The following is a 20,018-nucleotide window of genomic DNA, read 5'->3' as shown; positions in this document are numbered from 1 at the left end:
TCCGAGTAGCGATCCAAGTTAGTCCGGTTCGACCATTGTAGAATCCTATGTTTCAAGGTGGGCGATTGAAGGCACGTTCTGGGAATGCAAGGCCAGACTAGGACTCGGTTCTCACCGTGGCTCATGAGTTTGTATCGTCTCGTGAGTCTGATCTGTCACCGACATCAAACCACGCATTCAGTCACAGTTCCGAGTTGGCCATGGTATGAGAAAACGTAGCCCATCTTTAGTACTGTTCTTTCGAAAGTCCGAAGGCTCATCTGGAATGAATGAGTTTTTGAGCAACCCCAATATGTCGGGGCTGTCAATAAACTCCCCCACGACTTCAGAGGTTACCTACTCAAACGCCTGACTATGGCTGTCTGAATTGGCAAATGTCGAGCTAAGAACTAGCGATTGAAACGAATGTGAGTGCGAGGATACAGAAGACTAAGCAACGCATTGCTTATATTATTCGCTTGAGGAGATAAGAGGTGAAATGGAACGACATACAATTAGTCGATCTTGGCAAGCGAATTCGCGGTGTGGGCATTGCGTTCTGGATGACACAGCCAGAACAATCCAGGGCGAATTAGGAACTCTGCAATAGTCGCAGTAACGAGACCGCCGAGAATCACAGTGGCAACAGGAAACAAGATTTCCTTGCCCGGGAGGTGGCCTCCGATGACGAGTGGAACGAGTCCAAGTCCTGTCGTCAGCGCGGTCATTAACACCGGAGCCAGACGGTCAAGGCTACCGTGAATAATGATGTCTTCACTGAGCGGTTGGTCTTCCATTTGTTCTAGGTAGCTTGAAATCAACAACAAGCCATTACGTGCCGCAATTCCGCCAAGCGAAACAAAACCTACCATAGCCGCGACCGAGAATGTTTGATCGGTCAAAAACAACGCAATGATCCCACCGACAAATGCCGCCGGCACGGCGATGAGCAACTGAAGCACAATATTGAATGAGTTGTAGGTTGAATATAGAACCACAACAACCGCAATCAGTGCGATACCACTGAGCCAAAAGATGCGTGAGTTCGCGTGCTGTTGTGCCTCGAATTGTCCGGCGTAGGTCACGAAGTATCCTTCCGGCAATTGAATGTCACTCGCGATTTTCGCTTTGATTTCGCCGACCGCGCTTCCCACATCGCGTCCCATAGTGTTGACGCGAATGACGATCCGTCGTCGACCATCATCTCGGTTGATCGTGTTCGGTCCGACCGCTTCGTAGACTTTCGCAACAGCGCTCAAGGGGATCACCTTCCCACTAGGCAACTCCATTGGGGTTCGATGAAGATTGTCGAGGTCTCGTCGCTGGGATTCTTCCAGACGCAGCAGGATGCCGAACGCGCGTTGGCCATCGATCATCTGTGAAACCTCCTGCCCGTGAATCGCAGTCTCGATAAAGTGATTGACGAATTGAGACGTAGCACCGTAGTACGCAAGCATGTCGTGATTGAGATCGACACGAAACTGCGGAGTCGGTTGCTGTTGTTCCACAATTGGGGGTGCGATCCCATTGACTGTTTTGATCGCTTCTTTGATGTGTTCGGCTTCTTCCCGCAGCACTTCGAGATCGTCACCGTAGAGTTTGATGGCGATTTGAGCCGTCACTCCCGAGAGCATGTGACTGATCAAGTGTGCGATCGGTTGCTCGACTTCTGTTTCAACTCCGGGAACATGCTCGACCGCTTCATGCAATACCTCAATAACTTCTTCTCGCGAGAGGCCGCTATCAGGATTGAGCGTAATGACGTATTCCGAAATGTTGACGCCCATCACATGTTCGTCTTGTTCAGCGCGGCCCGTGCGGCAGGTGAACCAGCGAAGCGGAGCCCGGGGATTGTCCTCGGTTGCAACGAGTTTCTGCAAGTTCCGGTCAGCCATTCGGCTAAGTTCGCGACTAACATTCAATGATGTTCCGGGGGGAGCGAACAGATTGACTTGAGCAGCTCCTTCGTCAAATGGCGGAAGGAAATCCCGGCCCATCGTGTAGGCAATCACCCCTCCGACAACGCAGCTCGCACCAAGAATCGTTAGTGAACACATCAGCCCAGCAGGTTTCATGCTGAACCGAATCACCGGGCGGAAAAGTGCCTTCAGTACTCGCAGGATGACGCCGTCTTTATCTTGCGTCGTTACCTTCGCGTTCGGCAACAGGTAGTACGACAGAACCGGCGTGACAGTCAAAGAAACAACCGTCGAGGCACAGATGGAAACGATGTAGGCAATCCCGAGTGGCGTGAACAATCGGCCTTCCATTCCAGTTAACGCAAATAGCGGTGCGAAGACGATCACAACAAGAATGGTGCTAATGATAATCGCGTTTCGGACCTCGACGCTCGCATTGAAGATTACCTTGATGACCGATTCCGGTGACTCAGAGTTTGCATTTTGCTTGAGGCGTCGGAAGATGTTTTCGACATCGACAATAGCGTCGTCGACTAATTCGCCAAGCGCAACTGCTAGTCCTCCAAGCGTCATCACGTTAATGGAAAGTCCAAGCCAGCGAAAGACGAGTGCAGTGACGAGAATAGAAAGAGGGATGGCAGTCAGTGTGATCAACGTCGTTCGAAAGTTGAACAGGAACAGAAACAAAACGATGACAACAAGAACGGCTCCGTCTCGAAGTGCTTCGATAACGTTATGAACGCTATGGTCGATGAATTCGCGTTGTTCGTAAGTTGTTTGCAGCCGAACATCGGGAGGAAGTGACGGTTTCAGCTCAACCAGAGCTTCACGAATCGATTCGGTAACCAACCGTGTGTCGGCTCCCGGTTGTTTCTGAATCGTCAGAACAACCGCCGAACGTCCGTTGACGGAAGCATCGCCGCGCTTCGTTTGCGCGACTTCTTTGATCGTTGCAACTTGCCCGAGCAACAGCGGGCGTTCACCATCGTCGCAGACGACTGTTTTTCGAATTTCGTCACCAGACTCGAACCGCCCGAGACCACGGATCAGGAACTCTCGACCGTCTCGCCCCATGAATCCACCGGTGACATTGCCGTTGCTAGCTCGCAAGGCCTGTTCCACATCGGAGAGGCTCACATCGAAGTGATGCAATTTGTGCCGGTCAACGAGCACGTGGTATTGCTTTCGATCTCCGCCCATTGTGATCACCTGCGACACGCCGGCGATCTTGCGAAGACGTTGGCGGATAACCCAATCGGCCATTGTCCGTAATTCCATCGGCGAGGTCGTGCCGTCTTGGCTCCACAAACCAACGAGGACTATTTGCCCCAACAACGAAGAACGCGGTCCCATTTGAGGCATCACGTTCGGCGGCAGTTGTTCTGACACCAACGACATCCGTTCCTGAACGATCTGCCTTGCCGTTTGCACGTCGGTCCCCCAGTCGAATTCGACGTTGATCACAGACAGGCCAATATCAGATGAACTGCGAACAGCGATTACACCGGCGGCACCATTAATGGTCGCTTCGAGTGGAAACGTCACGCGTTGCTCGACCTCCTCGGGGGCGAGTCCTTCACACTCTGTGACGATGACGACGCGAGGCCGAGTCAGATTAGGCAACACATCGATTGGCAGCGTCGCGGTCACCAAACTGCCGACAACAAGAACCGCAATCGCTCCGCAAAGTATGATCAGACGATTTCGGAGTGCGAATTGAATGATGGAGTTGAGCATGGCGTTTTGTGCTTGGGTTGACGAGATACGGGAATCCAAGAAACGGGCGACACTCAGTGATCATGGTGATGTCCACCGCCACCACCGGCCTGCATCTTCAATGCGAGATACAGCTTGTACGCACTATTCAGTGCAATCCGTTCGTCGTCGTGCAGTTGTCCGTCATCGGCGATCACAGCTGTTTTGTCATCGCGGTGCAACAAGTGGACTGGCACGGATTCCAGTTCGATAAAAACGTCATGGTCAGAATCGTGCAGGGGATCATGAGGATGCTCTTCCAAGCCCTTCTCTGCGACTTCGGGATCGTCATCGTGATGGTGCTCCGCAAACACGAAGACGTTCGGTCCATCAATCACAACGGCATCAATCGGCAGGGTGATCTGGTTCTCCCAACGTTCGACAGGCAGTCGCAAGTGCAGTCGTTGACCGGGGCGGAACCTCCATTGCTCAAACTGGCGGCCGTCTTCGGTCAATGTCTCCGTCACCTGGTTTGGAAGTTCGAGAAAGAAACGCACCGTTTGCGTGGCGTCATCGACATGATTGTCAACGCGGAGCAGATCTAACTGAACTGGCGTCGCATGAGAGTGTGTGTGGGAATCGACGACCGTTTCCGCATCGATCTGCCACCCTTCCCGAGCGATTCGTTTTAGCACGGAAAGATCAGCTTCGAATGCCATTCCTTCGACATATAGTTTTTGGTGGTACGCAACTGTGCAAAGAGACTCACCACGCGTCACTGCCTTACCAGGATGAACCAACAGGTTTTCGATGGAATATCCATTCGGCGTGTCTTTTCTGTCGTGTGTTTCGCGGACGAACTTCGGAGCGAAAACAGCCAGTGTGGACGCCAAGGTCCGTCCACGGCGAAGTTCATTGATTTGCGATTCAGGCATGCCACGCCCACGCAGCTCTTGCAATGTAGTGACTTGCTTGGCGACGAGTTGCTTGACCTCGTATTCCAGTTCTCGCTTCTTTGCTCCCGCGACGACACCCGAGTCGATTAATGGCGTCAGCCGTTCGATTTCCTGCTGAGCGACCTCTTGTTGCGTGAGTGTTTCAAGGTACTTTGCCTGCGCCGACAACAGAGCTTCATCCGTCAGACGAATCTCGAAAAGTGGCGACTCCATCGGGATGCTTTCCCCGGGGGTCACTGTCACGGATTCAATCACACCAGCCACAGGAGTCGAAACAGCGAGATCGCTTCGACCAGGGATCTCAACGACTTTCCCTGGCACCAAAATCGACTTCCAGTAGTCTCCATGGATTGGTCGGCCAAGTCGCAGATTGAGATTCTCAAACGCTTGTTTCGTCAACGCGACGTGGTCTTGCTCTTCATGATCATGTTCTTCCTCTTCATGAGGATCATGATCGTCGTGAACAGCAGTGGCCGGAAAGACCTGTGGATAAAGCCACAAACCTGTGGCGGTACCACCGGCGAACAGGCAGGACAGAAAGATCGACGCAACAATGACACGCCCACCGGCGCGCAGGAATACGGAACCAGTCATTTGAAAATCTCAGCCAGGATGGACCGAACGATGAAAGACATGTCAGTCGCAGGAAGTGCGACGCATATCACGACGGTTGCCGAGATTCTTTAAACGAGGTAGATCTGAAGCGCAGGACGTCCCAGCGCAGCAGCGAACGCCAACTTCGAACCGGTACGAGAACGATGCGTCTTTGCAGCGAATGAATTCAGCGACAAGACTGCAACTGCAATCAACACGACAAACACGCCGTCGGCCAACGGTCCTTGCAAAGTTGGAACGCGATTGTTGTTGAGATACTGAACTCGCGCTTCGCCCGTGCAGTCATGTGTGGCGTCACTGACAACGGCACTGCTTCGTCCATCCACACCGACCGCGACGTCATCACTGTGATTCGCCGACTCGGTGCCCAGCAGTTCGGCCCAAGCGCTGTGCTCAAGACACCCACACGGACAAGCCCCCAACTGATAGACCATCATGACGAGCATCAACGTTGCCGCATGACGTTGAATCAGCTTGAATTTTTGAGGCAATGCGTGCATGTTGGGGTGATAGGTGAACACGATTTTTACGGACTCTTTAAGTTCGATTGTACGCACCGATCGAGTCACTGCCAATATCTGCACAATGCTGTTTTACGAACGCCGCGTCAATTGAGACTGACTCTCATCTTGATGCGACAAACTAAAAACCGTGTGTCAACGCGGCCGTATAACTCCTCTCAGGAGCAACCCGCGATCCAAGGGCACCCGTGATGCAGGTCACAGACAATCTCAGTTCCCGTTTGAGGAAGTTCACCTAGGCTGAGACCCGTTTTCGTTGGAAATCAAACGGTTCGTCAAATTGGCTCAACTCGCAACAACTCAACCTCTCTGGTACGCCTAGCTTCCTCGACAAAATGAACTGTTTGCACAGGCTTCGAATCGTCAAGCCGCCCTGCTCGGTAGACCGTAGTTTTCGGCCTGCGTGCAGATTATCGGCGCGTCAGCCGACAGTCCAAACTTATCGACTTGAAGACGCCAATCAAGCGTTACGGGAAATGAAAATGGGCGCGGTGCAGGGTGCAAAAGTTCTAAAGATTTCATCTTGAGGCTCACCCACCGAAAGCCTCTTCCGCGACCACGATGGTGCGGGCAATCTCCACCATTTTCGTGTTCTTGTCGCTCGCGAGTCGCTGCAACCGGCGGAAGGCGTCCGCTTCGCTCATTGCGGCACGTTTCATGAGGATGCCCTTGGCCCGCTCGACAAGCTTGCGATCTTCTAGAGCCTGTCGCAAGTCATCGGCCTGTTGCTGCAACGCACAAAATTCTTGAAATCGTCGAACAGCGAGTGCAATTGCGGTTTCCAAATCCGCTTGTTTGATGGGTTTCACCAGAAATGCAAGCACATGATCATTCAAGGCCCGCTCGATTAGTTCCGGTTCATGATATGCAGAGACCAAAATCACTGGCAGCGGTCGAATGTTTCGCAACTCGTTGGCCGCTTGAATGCCGTCCATGTCGGGCATTTTGATATCGGTAATCACCAAGTCTGGCGGCGAATCTCGGCAGCATATGAGTAACTCGCGGCCGGTTGCGGCGGCACCAATGACCTCATGCCCAAGTAGGGAGATTGTCTCCTGCAAATACTCCCGCATTTCCGGCTCATCGTCTGCCACGACGATCTTCAGAGGATCGGTCATGCAGACACCTCTTGATGCACAGGATATACGTGTGGCAATGTGATGATCAGTTCCGCACCTGGTCCCTCACCGGCTTGGATGCGTCCGCCGTGCGCTTCAACGACTCGTTGACAAATAGCCATGCCGAGACCTGTGCCCCGCGTTTTCGTGGTATAGAACTCCTCAAAGATGCGCTCTCGGGCTTCAGGTGTCAAACCTGGGCCGTTGTCTTGGATTGTAATTCGCAAACTTGGGGTGGGCTCTTTCATGGCCGCGGCAAAATCAGCGACAATCTCGACCGGGTCGGCACACGCAGCAAGCGAGTTTTCTAGAATGTTTCGAAACACTTGGCGAATGCCAAATCGGTCGATCGGCAACACGGTATCCGCAGAGATCGTTCGGATTCGCAAGGACGCACTTCGCGACTGATGCTGAGTTGCTAACTCGTCCCAGACATCATGCAGCAACTTCGCGAGATTGCTTTCCTGTCGTCGCAACCGAATCGGAGCCGCGTACTCACGGACTTCCTCGTAGAGTTGATGCAAATCATCTTGAGCTTTTTGAATTCGCTGTGTTAAATCCAGCAGTTCGGGGTTATCGACCAACCGCCTCGCCAGCATTTCCAACCCGGCTTGACTTCGCTGCAAGGCATTGCGACTCTCGTGAATCAGACCGGTCATCGCCTTACCAATCGCCGCCAGTCGTTCTGACTGCACTGCCCGTCGTTGAGCTTCCTCCAACTCAGTCACATCGTGTCCGATGGCAAGGACGCCAACAGTCATTCCTTGTGAGTCTTTCTGAGTTGTTGCCCACCAAGCCACCGACCGTTCCCGTCCCTCCCGTGTCAATACGGCATTGACATGGCCTTTGATTGTTTGCCCGGCCACAGCATCTTGGAAAACCTGGCGAATGTGAACGCGATCGGACTCGGGCAGACAGGTTTCGAACCAATCCCGTTCTTTGACTTCGGCAAACGAATAGCCTGTCAAAGATTCGAGAAACGGATTGAACCGCACGATCCGACCGGCGGTGTCCAATACCAGGACTGCCGCCTGTGCAGTCTCGATGACATTCCGCGCGAATTCGCGTTCCTCCCGCAATTGAGATTCAGCCTCGCGATGTCGGGCAATTCGCCGCAAACTGAGGCGTAACACATCGGGATCGATTGGTTTAATCAAATAGTCTACAGCGCCTCTTCGAAGAGCAGCCACAGCGCTGTCGAAATCGGCGTGCCCCGTCACAATCAATACGTCCGCCCCTGGTGCCTTCTTTTGAAGTTGGGGAATCAGTTCCTCGGCTGAGGTGTCTGGAAGTTTCCGATCTACTAGAATGACAGCCGACAGCGCCAACTCGGGAGAATCAATTGCAGCTTGACCAGAACGCGCGGTGAAAACCCGATTGTCATCTAGCTCCAAGATATCACAAAGGTTGCTGCAAGTGTCGAGATCGTCCTCAATAATGAAGACCTGCAGCGGTGCGGGAGCATTTGACATTACAATTCCTCCTGTACTTCAGCCAACCGCTGAATCGTTTCCAAAAGGTACGCGACATCAAACGGTTTAAAGCAGACGGCGTCTGCCTCTTCCAACACGACCTGCTGATCTTTTGGAACTGACTCGAAGTGATTCCCGGTAATGAGAATCGTTCCTGCTTTTGGATTCGACTTTCGTACTTCTTCTAACACGTCACGACCATCGCCGCATGGCAATTGCAAATCGACAAGCACGACTTGATACTCGGTTTGCTCTGATAGCCGGCGAGTCGCATCGACACAATCGTGAGCCAAAGTCACGCGGTAGCCGCGATCTCGGAGCAACTGCCATAGGTTTTCGCAAAGACTATGATCGTCGTCAACGACGAGCACTAAAGGCTGCTTGAGAGCTGTCTCGACATGCGCTAACAACTGGCCAAAATCCAAGGGCTTGGCAAGCACACGCCAGGTCCCGGCTTCCAATGCTTCCTGTTGAGTTTCGGGAGTTGCGTACGCCGTGACAATCATCGCGACTGTGCCCGCACGCAGTTTGCGAATCTCGCGATACAAAGTTAGCCCGTCCATCCCCGGCATCTTGAAGTCTAGCAATGCGATTTCGTACGGTTTGCTTTCGACCAGTTTTAATGCGGCTGGACCGTCATGAGCAATATCCACTTCGTGCCCAAAATCCGTCAGTACATCGAACAGATTGTGGCAGTTATCAGGATCATCATCGACCACAAGTATGCGACGGCTCGTCATGTCCATTTATAGTGAACCTCTCGAAATTTGACAGAGTCGTTTAATGCGAGTCTTCACGTGTTTCGGTTGGTCGTGCTACAGGAAAACGAACGATCATCGTCGTCCCGCTTCCCGGTTGGCTTGCGGCATGAAGCTCCGCGTTATTTTTCTCCACAATGGCTTTTGATATCGCTAAGCCCAACCCAATGCCTCGTGCCTTGGTGGTAAATAGCGGCTCCATTATCCGAGGCAAGTCTTCGTTGGAAATCCCCAGACCTTTGTCGATCACCTCTAGACAAACTTGGCCAGCGTTGGTTGTGGTTCGAATATGCAATGGTCCCCCATCCGGCATGGCGTCACATGCATTCTGGATAAGGTTTCGCAGAACGATCGGCATCTGCTTTGGATCCATCCAAACTGCTGGTATCGGGGATGTAAAATCGACAGTGACTTCAATCGACTCGGGGATTTCAATCGTTTCCAACACGGTTGGGATCCAATGATCGAGAGCCACCGATTCCAGCGAAGGGACTGGCAGCTTCGCGAAACTCGACAATGCAGAAATCACCCCGTTGGCAATGCTGACTTGCTTGTCGATACGGTTGAGATGTTCGAGTCGTTTCTCCTCTGTAGCGTTCCGCGCGTGGAGCAAATAATAAATCGAAGTCTTGATCACGTTCAGTGGGTTCCGCAACTCATGGGCTACACCTCCGGCGACCTGCCCGATGGTCGCGAGTTTTTCAACCTGCTGCTGACGACGAACACACTCCGCCTGGTATGCTTCTTCGATAATCGCCAAATCGAGATCTAAGAGTTTGCTCAGAGATTTGCTGACAGCATGTGATTCTTTAGCACTCAAGCAACCTTGTGCTACAAGGTTCTCGATACGCTCGTGCAAACCGCTGCGTAGTCGTGACAAAGCGACATTAGTGTAAATCTGGTCGAGGCCGATCTCGACGTGCCGATACCCGACTTGCCATCGGCGAGCGACATACTGGGCATCGTAAACACCAGCCAGCAACTCCAGTAGCCATTGCGTCAACGATCTCTTCAGTCTTGCAATTTGTGCCACATCCCCTGTGATAACTCTCCGTGCAGCGGGATGCTTTTCAACTTCCTGATAGAAGTCGTCGACGAGCAAGTCTAAATCTTGCCGAAGGTCATCGGCGACACTCGCAATTCGAGCCCTATCGGCTTCCGACCAACCAACATACGCTTGTAAACTCTGATAGCGCTGAAAAAGAGTGTCATGATTCATCGGCGCGATTCGCAGGACCTGGAAGTATTGACATAAAAAATGCCCGGACCGAAACATCATCAATGTCGGTCGGGCGTTCATCGCCAAAGGCTTCGGCCACCAGTCGTAAGCAACCAGCACGATTATACCACCGAAGGGTGCGATCGGAAAGTGAGACGAATTTCGCGTCGAGTCATCGACGTCAAATTTGCAACTGTCTTGCGTACGAATACTTGATTGAGGCTCAACAATACTTGTCAGATCCAGATTGACAACCTGCGGCAGAATTATAGAATCAGAATTGTTGCCTACGATCGGCAACGACTTCTTATTCTCTCGGAAACGGGAGGATCAACATTTCGGGCAATGGTCGCCCCTTTCGCAGTTGCACTGCGAAAGGGGCTTTTTTTGTTTGTCACCTCTCGATTTCGTAGCCCATCGAAGGAGTCGACAATGAGCGCTCAATCAACAACCTCAAACCGGATTGTGATCGTCGGCGGAGGAATCTCAGGATTGTCAATCGCGACTCAGCTTGCGGAAGCGGGCCTGCCAGTCACGCTGCTTGAGGCCTCGCGGTTGGGCTTTGGAGCAACGACACGAAATCAAGGGTGGCTCCACAGCGGGGCATGGTTCGCACCCACGCAAATCGAGCTAGCGAGGAAGTGCTCCGAGTCGTTCCAAAAGACAATGACGTTTTGCCCAGAGTGCGTCGAGCCCAATAGTGGCACGATGGTGTATTTGACGGCTGACGTAGGCACTGACCCGAGCCGTTGGACGAAAGCTTGGGAAGCCGCCGAGATCTCGTATCAGAAACTAGCTTACGAAGGTCTGGCCAAGCAGTTTCCGAATCTGTCGATTCCGCGAACGGCACACGCGTATCAACTACCAGATCGAGCGATTCGTACTGATGTGTTACTGCATCGTCTAGTAGTAGCGTCGCAACAAGCCGGAGCCGAGATTCGGACAGACACCCCGGTCGCTCGACTGATCCAACACGATGATCGAATTCTGGGAGTAGAGACGATTCGCGGGGAACAGATTTTTGCTCGCCTCGTCATTCTGGCGGGGAATGCAAAGGGGGGAGCCTTGGTTCCCGGTTTCCACACCCATACCGCAGGGCGACAGACGGACGTCGAGTTCGTTGTTCTGAAAGCTCATTTGTTGGCACTACGCCCCGAACTCTGTCAGCGCCCATTTTGTATTGTCGATGCGGATGGGTTCAGTCATATTCCACATCGGCCAAACTCAATATTGGGACTGAATCGATGGTTGCCAGTCGGAAATGGCGACGACACACAGGTCGTGCCTGCTGAAGTTGAACGGATCTGGGAACAAGTAGAGCGTTTCTTCCCTTCAGTTCGACGGGAGGAACACCAGGCTTTGAGTTGGGCAGGAAGTACTGTTCAAGCAATGTCGATCGATGATGTTGAGCCGGGACGCACTCCGTTGCCGACTGTCGTCGATCACTCCCAAGAAGCCCCGGCTTTGCAGAATCTCTTAAGTGTCTTTTCAGGTCGCGCCAGTCTATGGGCTCATCTCGCAATGCAAACCTTCCAAACGGTTTCAGAAAAACTGGAGTTGACGACCCCACAAACGAATATGCCTCCTTGGTGTTCTTCAAGGAAGGAAGACTATGGAGAGCCCTATATGGCTGCGAAACCGCAGAACTCGATTCTTTATCACTGTCAGAAGTGCGGAAATGTCGTCTGTCGAGAGTCGGATTCCATACAGCCCGTTTGCTGCGATACACACATGGAAGAAGCCTGCGAATGCTCTGCCGAAACACAGTATTCAGATCTCGAAACGTTAACAGCAATCGACAACTGATAGATCATACATTGATTGTCAACTTCGGTAAAGCAATAGTATATCTCAAGTCAAGAAAGTCGATTAGATGCGATATAGCATTCCTTTGATTGCCTTTGCAATCGGCGGATTTTGGTTCGTCGATAGCCGGCAAGGGCGCGATGTGCAGGCTGAAGTTCCTGTCATAAAGCCCGTGCAGCAATTCATGCGACAAAAGTTAAAGCTTTCAAGCCATGTGCTGGAAGGTCTAGTAGTCGAGGACTTTAAGCAATTGTCTGAAGCGGCGCGGGAACTTAAGACAATGAGCTTGGCGACTGATTGGCAGGTCATTCGTAGTTCGAAGTACGATCAATATAGCCGTGAGTTCCGCTCCACAACCGACCAGCTAAGCAAAGCAGCGAGCGAAAAGAATATCGATGGAGCTGCACTCGCGCATGTCCGGATGTTGATGACCTGTATCCGCTGCCATGAGCACATCCGCGGTGCGGAGGTGACTAGCCTTCCGCGGGATAACCAAATCCAACATGTATTGCCTAGCAATCTTTAGGTGTTCAATCGAAAACGTCGGTTATAAAGGCGATTCTATGACCCGTTATTATCGTGTTTTATCTTCAATTATTGTATTTACCATGATGGGGATCGGCAGCTTCGTGTTGTCCAAGTCGTTTGCTGAGGATGAGCAAAACAGAAAGGGGCAACCGATCAAGAGCCGTGAACAACAAGAATCCAAAGCGTCGAATAATGACCTCGCAAAATTCATGCGGGGGAAGTTAGACGCTTCCAGCCAGATCTTGGACGGGCTATGTACGGAGGACTTCCGGAAGATTATCTCTGGCGCGTCAAAACTTCAGGAGCTGAGTGCCGCGGAGAGCTGGCGTGTTTCGACTGATGTGATGTATCGTCAACACAGTGCCGAACTTCGTGGTGCCGTGAAGGATCTGTTGAATGCCGCAAGTAAGAAGAATCTCGACGGAGCTGCCTTGGCATGGACACGAACAACGCTTAGTTGTATCGAATGCCACAAATGGGTACGCGCGACCTTGATTTCCAAGGGGTGATCAATTGTGTACCCATGGTGTAGCAAGGTCCGACAGTCATCAACATATCTCGATTTTTCGACTACGAGGTTCAAACCCATCGAGATGTGGAAGGATTGTAAAGGTCTTTTCCACCTCCTAATTGTAAAGGTCTTTTCCACCTCCTAGGAGTTATGAAACCTCTCGTGCACAGGAGTTGAACCAAGTCGGACGCGAACATTTCCGTCCCAAAGGCCAGTGAGTTGATGAATTATCATCCATGCACGGCAACTTGTGATATGTCTTTGTTGAAGGTTGTTCGCATGTTGCTAGAGCACAAGATTTCCAATGGGCCGGTCGTGCATGAGTGCAACGGCGGGAAACAACGGGTCGGTTTCATTTCTGAAAAGGATTGCTTGGAACACCTGTCAAATGACATGTTCTTGGGAATCCCGTCCCAGCAATGAACAGCTGAATCAATTACGCGGAGACATCCAATGTGCGTTTCTCCGGAAGACGATGTATGCGCACTTGCGTCATTCTTTGCAAATTCCCAACACCGGCATATGCCGGTGGTCAAAGACGGAAGACTGCTGAGAATTGTTAGTCAACGTGACTTACTCAAATCGCTGGAACGCTACTATGAGCTTTGGTTGGATTAACACAACTTAGACCACTTTCCGCCGGACCTTCGCCAACTGGTGAACCTTCGGTTTGTTTCTAAACGCACGTAAGTTCTGCGACTTTCTTTGGTAGGGCATTCTGCGAGCCCTACACGTTACTATTATCGAGTCCTAGACTGGAGGGATTTTGCCATGAGGATTCTATTGGCAACTGATGGTTCTGTTCCTTCTCAACAAGCTGAGTCCCTTGTGGCACGTTTCCACTTTCCCTCACCGTTGAAAATAGATCTTCTCAATGTTGTGCATATCCCATTTTCAGGGAGTTGGCAGTTTGACTACGGACTGAGCCTTAGTGAGTACACCGCTGAACTTAAGACTGAGGCGGAACACTGGATTGGAGCGGAAGCAGAACAATTTGCTTGTATGAACGCTGATGTATCTTCCCGCGTTGCGATTGGTGACCCGGCGGACGAAATCCTACAAGCGGCCGCCGAAAACGGTACCGACCTGATTATCCTTGGAGCTCGCAACCTTTCACGAAGTCGCCGTTTTTTGCTGGGAAGCGTCTCGACTCACGTCGCCAAACGAGCACCGTGTTCGGTGCTCGTTGTTCACCCATCACCACCGACAACACCAGAGAGTTCGTTTCGAATCGTCGTTGCCGATGATGGTTCTGCTTCCGCTCGGAATGCGTTGGAGACTTTAGCCGCGATTCAGTGGGGGCCAGGCGTCGAGATCACCGTGCTGACTGTGACCGCACCTCCATTTGAGCATCGGGAAAAATCGTTGTTCAAGGCGCGGGAAATCTGGGAGCAAAACCGCGAACATGCGCAGCAAGAACTTCAGGCAGCAAAGTTGAAACTCCAAGAAACCGGAGCCGAAGTAAAGACTGAGATTTTCTCAAACGACTCACCGGCTGATCAAATTTTGGACTACATTGAGCAGGTACAAGCTCAACTAGTCGTCACCGGTGATCGCGGACGGAATACGATGGCGAAATTGTTTTTAGGTAGCACATCGCAGCGAGTGCTGACTCATGCATCATGCTCGGTCTGGATCGTGCGTCGGCGATCTAAAGAAGACTAGTTTCGTAGGACTACATGAAAGTTCGAATATAAGTTAGATAATTGTGTCACATTGACTGTGATGCTGGTACCGGAGATTTGTTGTGGCGAGTTCATTCGATGAGATTGTGCCTCAGTTGTTGACGGCCAGTCGTGACGTAGAACTTTTTCAAATCTTTATCGTTAATTGACTTTACACTTCGGTTTCGCCACGGTAGCGTGAGGTGGTCGTCTTGTATTGCTACCGATTGGTAATACATGACCGAGCTATGAAAGCTCCTACCACGTTCCCCGTACGTGGAGGGGCTTTTTCTATGCGCTTAGGTCACGTCAATAACTAGTCGATTCCGACGAATCACAGGGTAGCCGATGGTAAATCAACAGACATCGAAACAGACTGCTGGCCATCCGAGTGGTGACAAGCGTTTCAAGTTGCTTGAAGTGGCGATGAAACGTCACCAGTATCGGCATGATGCATTGATTGAAGTATTGCATAAGGCTCAAGAGTTGTTTGGGTATCTTGAGGACGACTTACTCTACTTCGTCTCCAAACGACTCAAGTTGCCTCCGAGTCGCGTTTACGGAGTAGCGACGTTTTACCATTTCTTCACATTGAAACCCAAAGGGCGGCATTCGTGTGTGGTATGCACGGGGACGGCGTGTTTTGTCAAAGGTGCAGACGAGTTGCTGGAGTGTGTTCGCGACGAGATTGGCATCAGTCCCGGTGAAACCACGGGTGATGGAGGCGTGTCGCTGCTGACCGCGCGTTGCATTGGAGCATGCGGTAACGCTCCGGTCGTCGTTTATGACGAGGAAATTGTCGGTCATCAGACCAACGAGGATATCCGCAGTCAAGTGAAAGGTTGGACCATTGGATCTGACGGAGCTTGAAAACATCGTCACGAAGGAAGCCGCGGACCGGAAGCCGTGTGAAATCAGGTGCTGCATTGCGGCAGGGTGTTTGTCGGCGAATTCCAATGATGTTCTGAGCACGCTCCGCACAGCAGTCGAAGACTCCGGAATGGCTGACCGTGTGAACGTCGTCGGCGTGGGATGCATGCGGCTTTGCAGTCAGGGGCCATTGGTTGGTGTGGACATTGACGGGCCGTTGTATTGTCGTGTGACAACGGACAATGCGTCTTCCATTGTGGCCACGCTGAATGGTGGGCAAGGTGAGGCGGAAACCTTCGAGCGTGAAGACCCGTTCTTTGCCAAGCAGACGTCCCTGATTTTGAAGAATTGTGGATGCATCGACCCAGAACGCATCGAGAGTTACATCGCCACTGGCGGGTATCGAGCACTGCATCAAGCACTCTTCGAGCTTGCACCGAGTGACGTCATTGAAACCGTAACTCGCAGTGGACTACGCGGCCGAGGTGGTGCTGGTTACCCGACGGGTGTGAAATGGGCGACCGTCGCCAAGAATTCCGGCGAACGGCGGTTTGTTGTCTGCAATGCCGACGAAGGTGACCCAGGCGCGTTCATGAATCGCAGTGTTCTGGAGAGCGATCCTCATCGGGTGTTGGAGGGCATGGCGATTGCGGGTTTCGCGATTGGAGCAAACCAAGGTTACATCTATGTTCGTGGTGAGTACACGCTTGCGATCGAACGACTCAACAAGGCCATTAAGCAAGCTGGGCGAATGGGGTTGCTGGGCACGGGTGTTTTTTCGTCGCCGTTTGACTTCCGAATCGATGTCCGTATCGGAGCGGGAGCCTTCGTCTGTGGTGAAGAAACGGCCTTGATGGCTTCGATCATGGGGCAGCGTGGCACACCGACGCCGCGTCCCCCCTATCCCGCGGAACATGGCCTGTGGGGAATGCCGACGTTGCTGAACAACGTGGAAACGTTTGCCAACGTCCCCGACATCATTCGCAACGGTGCCGAGTGGTTCGCCGAAATTGGGACGCCGCAGTCCACTGGTACCAAAGTGTTCTGTCTCACTGGGAACGTGGTCCACAACGGGTTGGTCGAAGTTCCATTGGGGACGCCGTTGCGAACAATTGTCGAGGAAATTGGCGGTGGGGTTCCGAACGGAGGACAAATCAAAGCCGTTCAAACCGGCGGTCCGTCTGGGGGCTGCATTCCACAAGAACATCTTGATTCGCCGGTCGACTATGAATCGCTTGGCAAGATCGGCTCGATTATGGGGTCTGGTGGCATGATCGTCATGGACGACCAGACGGATATGGTCGACGTCGCCCGTTACTTCATGGAATTCTGCATGGACGAATCGTGCGGCAAGTGCATTCCCTGTCGTGCGGGAACCGTGCAGATGAAACAACTGCTTAGCCGAATCGTCGACGGCTCCGCAAACCGAGCCGACTTAGAACGGCTGGAAAAACTGTGCGACATGGTGAGTCGAACGAGCTTGTGCGGACTCGGTCAAACAGCGCCGAATCCTACGGTGAGCACGCTGCGTTACTTCCGGGATGAGTACGAGTCTCGACTCATCGACAGTACGACAGCGAAGGCAAACAGCAATGGAGCGACGTGCCAATGAGTGTCGTCACGCTGACTATCAACGATCAGCTGGTGAGTGCCTCCTCCGGCGAAACCATTCTCCAGGCGGCAAGGTCGGTGGGAATCGATATCCCAACGCTCTGTTACGTCGAGGGATTGACGGCTCATGGCGGTTGTCGGATGTGTCTTGTGGAGGTCGAAGGGGCACGTCAGCTTCAGCCTGCGTGTTTCCTGAATGTCAACGAAGGCATGACTATCCGCACCGAGACCGATCAACTTCGCGAGTACCGCAAGATGATTGTCGAGTTGCTGTTGGCGGAGGGCAACCATACCTGCTCGATTTGTGTGGCCAACAACAATTGCGAGCTGCAAGATGCCGCCGTCGAGATGGGAGTGGATCACGAACGACTGGAATACACCTACCCGCAACGGGAAGTTGATGTGTCTCATGAGCGATTTGGTGTGGACCACAATCGATGCATTCTGTGTACCCGCTGTGTCCGAGTGTGCGATGAGTTAGAAGGTGCTCACACGTGGGATATTTCCGGTCGGGGAGCAAATTTGAAGATGATCACCGACATGAATCAACCGTGGGGCGAGTCGCCAACTTGCACCTCGTGCGGGAAATGTTTCATGGCGTGCCCGACGGGAGCCATCTTTCAGAAAGGTTCGACGGCATCCGAGTTGGATCACAATCGTGCCAAGCTCGATTTCCTCATCAACGCACGGGAGAACCAACTGTGGGAGCTTTAGTCATTGATATGTCATTGCAGTTGGCCCATGCGATGTCTATGTAGAAACGAGGTGAGAAATGACCGGCAGGAATGGCGACCGCATCAAATTGGCGACGGTTTGGCTTGGGGGATGTTCGGGCTGTCATATGTCTTTTCTTGATTTAGACGAATGGCTTTTTGAGTTGGCGATGTTCGCAGACGTGGTGTTTACACCGCTGGTTGACATCAAAGAGTATCCGGAACACGTCGATGCGGTCTTGGTGGAAGGAGCGGTTGCCAACGAAGACAACTTGGAATTCATTCGGCTTGTGCGTGAGCGGTCCAAGTGGCTCATTTCGTTCGGTGATTGCGCAGTGACCGGAAACGTGACCGCCCTTCGCAATCCCTTGGGGGATCCACTGACTATCCTGGAACGCAGCTACATCGAGCTGGCAGATGTCAACCCAAGACTGCCCGACGAGCCCGATATCTTACCGCCGCTGTTGGACCGTGTGGAACCATTGCATCGCGTTGTGCATGTCGACGCGTACATTCCCGGTTGTCCGCCACCGGCAGATCGCATTCGCAAAAGCCTCGAAGCAATCCGTGATGGTCGACTCCCGAAGCTTGAAGGTCAAGACATTCAATTTGGATAACAACTCAAGTTAGTAGTGCGGCTCATGGCGAAACGAATTCTGATCGATCCGGTGACTCGAATCGAAGGTCACGCCAAAATCTCCATCTACTTGGACGATGCCGACCAAGTCGATCACGCTCGGTTTCATGTGACGGAGTTTCGCGGATTCGAACGGATGTACGAAGGCCGTCCTTTTTGGGAGATGCCAGCGATCACGGCTCGAGTTTGTGGGATTTGTCCCGTGAGTCATTTGTTGGCATCGTCGCGAGCGGGTGATGAACTTCTCGCTGTCGAAGTGCCGCTACCTGCCAAGAAACTACGCCGTCTCAACAATTTGGCGCAGATTCTACAGTCGCATGCGCTAAGTTTTTTCCATCTCAGTGCTCCGGACTTCCTGCTGGGGTTCGACAGTGATCCCGTCCGACGCAACGTCTTCGGATTGATCGCCGAACATCCCGAGTTGGCTCGCAGCGGTATTCGCTTACGGCAATTTGGGCAGGAGATCATCGAACGGCTTGGCGGGAAGAAAATTCATCCCGCTTGGTGTGTTCCCGGTGGTGTGCGGTCTTCGCTGGATGACGAGGACCTGCGTTGGATTCGCGATCGGATTCCGGAATCTCGTGACGTAACTGTGCAAGCGTTGGAGTTGTTCAAGGGGCTCGTCGAGAAGTTTCGTCAAGAAGCCCAGTCCTTTGGGAATTTTCCGTCGCTGCACATGGGACTTGTTGGAGTGGGCGGTCTTTGGGAGCACGGTGAAGGGACCGTGCGTTTTGTGGACAGTGAGCGGAAGATCGTCGCCGATGGTCTCGATCCAAGAAAGTTCTTCGACTACATCGGCGAAGCGGTCGAACCTTGGTCGTACTTGAAGTCACCATATTATCGACCATTGGGATATCGCGACGGCATGTATCGCGTCGGGCCGCTCGCCCGCCTGAATGTCTGTGATTCAATGGGGACACCGTTGGCGAACAAGGAACTTGACGAGTTTCGACAACTCGGCGCGGGAGCGGTCAATGCCTCGTTTTTCTTTCATCAGGCTCGGCTCATTGAAGTGCTCGCTTGTGTGGAACGCATCGAGAAAATGCTGGACGACCCCGATCTGAAATCGAAAGACTTGCGAGCCGATGCCGGCGTGAACCGACTCGAAGGCGTGGGGTGTAGTGAAGCTCCCCGTGGCACATTGTTTCATCACTATCAAATTGATGAAAACGGTCTCATTCGCAAGGCAAACTTGGTCATTGCGACTGGCCAGAACAACCTCGCGATGAATCAAACGGTCACGCAAATCGCGCGGGAATACATCAGTGGTCCCGAGATTCCTGAGGGAGTGTTGAACCGAATTGAGGCGGGAATCCGCGCATTCGATCCATGCTTGAGTTGCTCGACACATGCAATCGGTCAGATGCCATTGCACGTCGAGATGGTTCGGTCCGACGGGCAAATCATTGACGAAAGACAGCGGTGA

The 20,018-nt window shown here is 52.5% G+C and carries 18 protein-coding genes; 11 read left to right on the top strand and 7 right to left on the bottom strand.

Features of this window, described 5'->3' with window-relative positions:
- Nucleotides 1-494: 494 nt before the first annotated feature.
- The 7 genes from G6R38_RS26285 to G6R38_RS26255 all read right to left on the bottom strand — a co-directional run bounded on the left by G6R38_RS26285 (nucleotide 495) and on the right by G6R38_RS26255 (nucleotide 10,252).
- Entirely contained in the window at nucleotides 495-3,635 is a 3,141-nt protein-coding gene (locus G6R38_RS26285) for an efflux RND transporter permease subunit (protein WP_166831780.1), read from the bottom strand.
- Nucleotides 3,636-3,688: 53 nt separating this feature from the next.
- Nucleotides 3,689-5,143 (bottom strand): efflux RND transporter periplasmic adaptor subunit, encoded by a 1,455-nt coding sequence (locus tag G6R38_RS26280; protein WP_166831779.1) that lies wholly within the window; start codon nucleotides 5,141-5,143, stop codon nucleotides 3,689-3,691.
- 89 nt (nucleotides 5,144-5,232) lie between these two features.
- Nucleotides 5,233-5,721 carry a hypothetical protein gene (locus G6R38_RS26275; protein WP_166831778.1) on the bottom strand — a complete coding sequence of 163 codons (489 nt, stop codon included), beginning with the start codon at nucleotides 5,719-5,721 and terminating at the stop codon, nucleotides 5,233-5,235.
- A gap of 494 nt (nucleotides 5,722-6,215) precedes the next feature.
- Nucleotides 6,216-6,803 (bottom strand): ANTAR domain-containing response regulator, encoded by a 588-nt coding sequence (locus G6R38_RS26270; protein ID WP_166831777.1) that lies wholly within the window; start codon nucleotides 6,801-6,803, stop codon nucleotides 6,216-6,218.
- Complete coding sequence (locus G6R38_RS26265) at nucleotides 6,800-8,275, bottom strand: hybrid sensor histidine kinase/response regulator (RefSeq protein ID WP_166831776.1); 1,476 nt, start codon at nucleotides 8,273-8,275, stop codon at nucleotides 6,800-6,802. Before G6R38_RS26265 ends, G6R38_RS26270 begins: the two co-directional genes overlap by 4 nt.
- The gene (locus G6R38_RS26260) at nucleotides 8,275-9,015 is read right to left on the bottom strand and encodes a response regulator (RefSeq protein ID WP_166831775.1); all 741 of its coding nucleotides are present in this window, start codon (nucleotides 9,013-9,015) and stop codon (nucleotides 8,275-8,277) included. Before G6R38_RS26260 ends, G6R38_RS26265 begins: the two co-directional genes overlap by 1 nt.
- Before the next feature lie 40 nt (nucleotides 9,016-9,055).
- Nucleotides 9,056-10,252, bottom strand: coding sequence for a protoglobin domain-containing protein (locus tag G6R38_RS26255; RefSeq protein WP_166831774.1), 1,197 nt, complete (start codon nucleotides 10,250-10,252; stop codon nucleotides 9,056-9,058).
- Between the two features lie 432 nt (nucleotides 10,253-10,684).
- On the opposite strand from G6R38_RS26255, the gene G6R38_RS26250 reads away from it, so the two are divergent.
- The 11 genes from G6R38_RS26250 (at nucleotide 10,685) to G6R38_RS26205 (ending at nucleotide 20,018) form a co-directional block, all read left to right on the top strand.
- Complete coding sequence (locus G6R38_RS26250) at nucleotides 10,685-12,058, top strand: NAD(P)/FAD-dependent oxidoreductase (protein ID WP_166831773.1); 1,374 nt, start codon at nucleotides 10,685-10,687, stop codon at nucleotides 12,056-12,058.
- A gap of 67 nt (nucleotides 12,059-12,125) precedes the next feature.
- Nucleotides 12,126-12,584 (top strand): hypothetical protein, encoded by a 459-nt coding sequence (locus tag G6R38_RS26245; protein ID WP_166831772.1) that lies wholly within the window; start codon nucleotides 12,126-12,128, stop codon nucleotides 12,582-12,584.
- A gap of 37 nt (nucleotides 12,585-12,621) precedes the next feature.
- Nucleotides 12,622-13,095: a hypothetical protein gene (locus tag G6R38_RS26240; RefSeq protein ID WP_166831771.1), complete on the top strand. Its 474-nt coding sequence runs from the start codon at nucleotides 12,622-12,624 to the stop codon at nucleotides 13,093-13,095.
- Between the two features lie 224 nt (nucleotides 13,096-13,319).
- Nucleotides 13,320-13,520 carry a CBS domain-containing protein gene (locus tag G6R38_RS28520; protein ID WP_390881479.1) on the top strand — a complete coding sequence of 67 codons (201 nt, stop codon included), beginning with the start codon at nucleotides 13,320-13,322 and terminating at the stop codon, nucleotides 13,518-13,520.
- A gap of 12 nt (nucleotides 13,521-13,532) precedes the next feature.
- Nucleotides 13,533-13,715, top strand: coding sequence for a CBS domain-containing protein (locus tag G6R38_RS26235; protein WP_261345429.1), 183 nt, complete (start codon nucleotides 13,533-13,535; stop codon nucleotides 13,713-13,715).
- Nucleotides 13,716-13,868: 153 nt separating this feature from the next.
- Complete coding sequence (locus G6R38_RS26230; RefSeq protein ID WP_166831769.1) at nucleotides 13,869-14,762, top strand: universal stress protein; 894 nt, start codon at nucleotides 13,869-13,871, stop codon at nucleotides 14,760-14,762.
- A gap of 347 nt (nucleotides 14,763-15,109) precedes the next feature.
- Nucleotides 15,110-15,631: a bidirectional hydrogenase complex protein HoxE gene (gene hoxE / locus G6R38_RS26225; RefSeq protein WP_166831768.1), complete on the top strand. Its 522-nt coding sequence runs from the start codon at nucleotides 15,110-15,112 to the stop codon at nucleotides 15,629-15,631.
- Nucleotides 15,612-17,243, top strand: a complete 1,632-nt coding sequence (nuoF, locus tag G6R38_RS26220; RefSeq protein WP_166831767.1) for an NADH-quinone oxidoreductase subunit NuoF — start codon at nucleotides 15,612-15,614, stop codon at nucleotides 17,241-17,243. Before hoxE ends, nuoF begins: the two co-directional genes overlap by 20 nt.
- Nucleotides 17,240-17,956, top strand: a complete 717-nt coding sequence (gene hoxU, locus G6R38_RS26215; protein ID WP_166831766.1) for a bidirectional hydrogenase complex protein HoxU — start codon at nucleotides 17,240-17,242, stop codon at nucleotides 17,954-17,956. Before nuoF ends, hoxU begins: the two co-directional genes overlap by 4 nt.
- Nucleotides 17,957-18,014: 58 nt before the next feature.
- On the top strand, nucleotides 18,015-18,572 hold the full coding sequence (locus G6R38_RS26210) for an NADH-quinone oxidoreductase subunit B family protein (RefSeq protein ID WP_166831765.1): 558 nt from the start codon (nucleotides 18,015-18,017) through the stop codon (nucleotides 18,570-18,572).
- 24 nt (nucleotides 18,573-18,596) lie between these two features.
- Entirely contained in the window at nucleotides 18,597-20,018 is a 1,422-nt protein-coding gene (locus tag G6R38_RS26205; protein WP_166831764.1) for a Ni/Fe hydrogenase subunit alpha, read from the top strand.

Source organism: Thalassoroseus pseudoceratinae, assembly GCF_011634775.1.
GTDB classification, from domain to species: Bacteria; Planctomycetota; Planctomycetia; order Planctomycetales; family Planctomycetaceae; genus Thalassoroseus; species Thalassoroseus pseudoceratinae.
The sequence above is the reverse complement of the archived record's forward strand: the minus strand, read 5'-3'. Positions and strand labels throughout refer to the sequence as shown.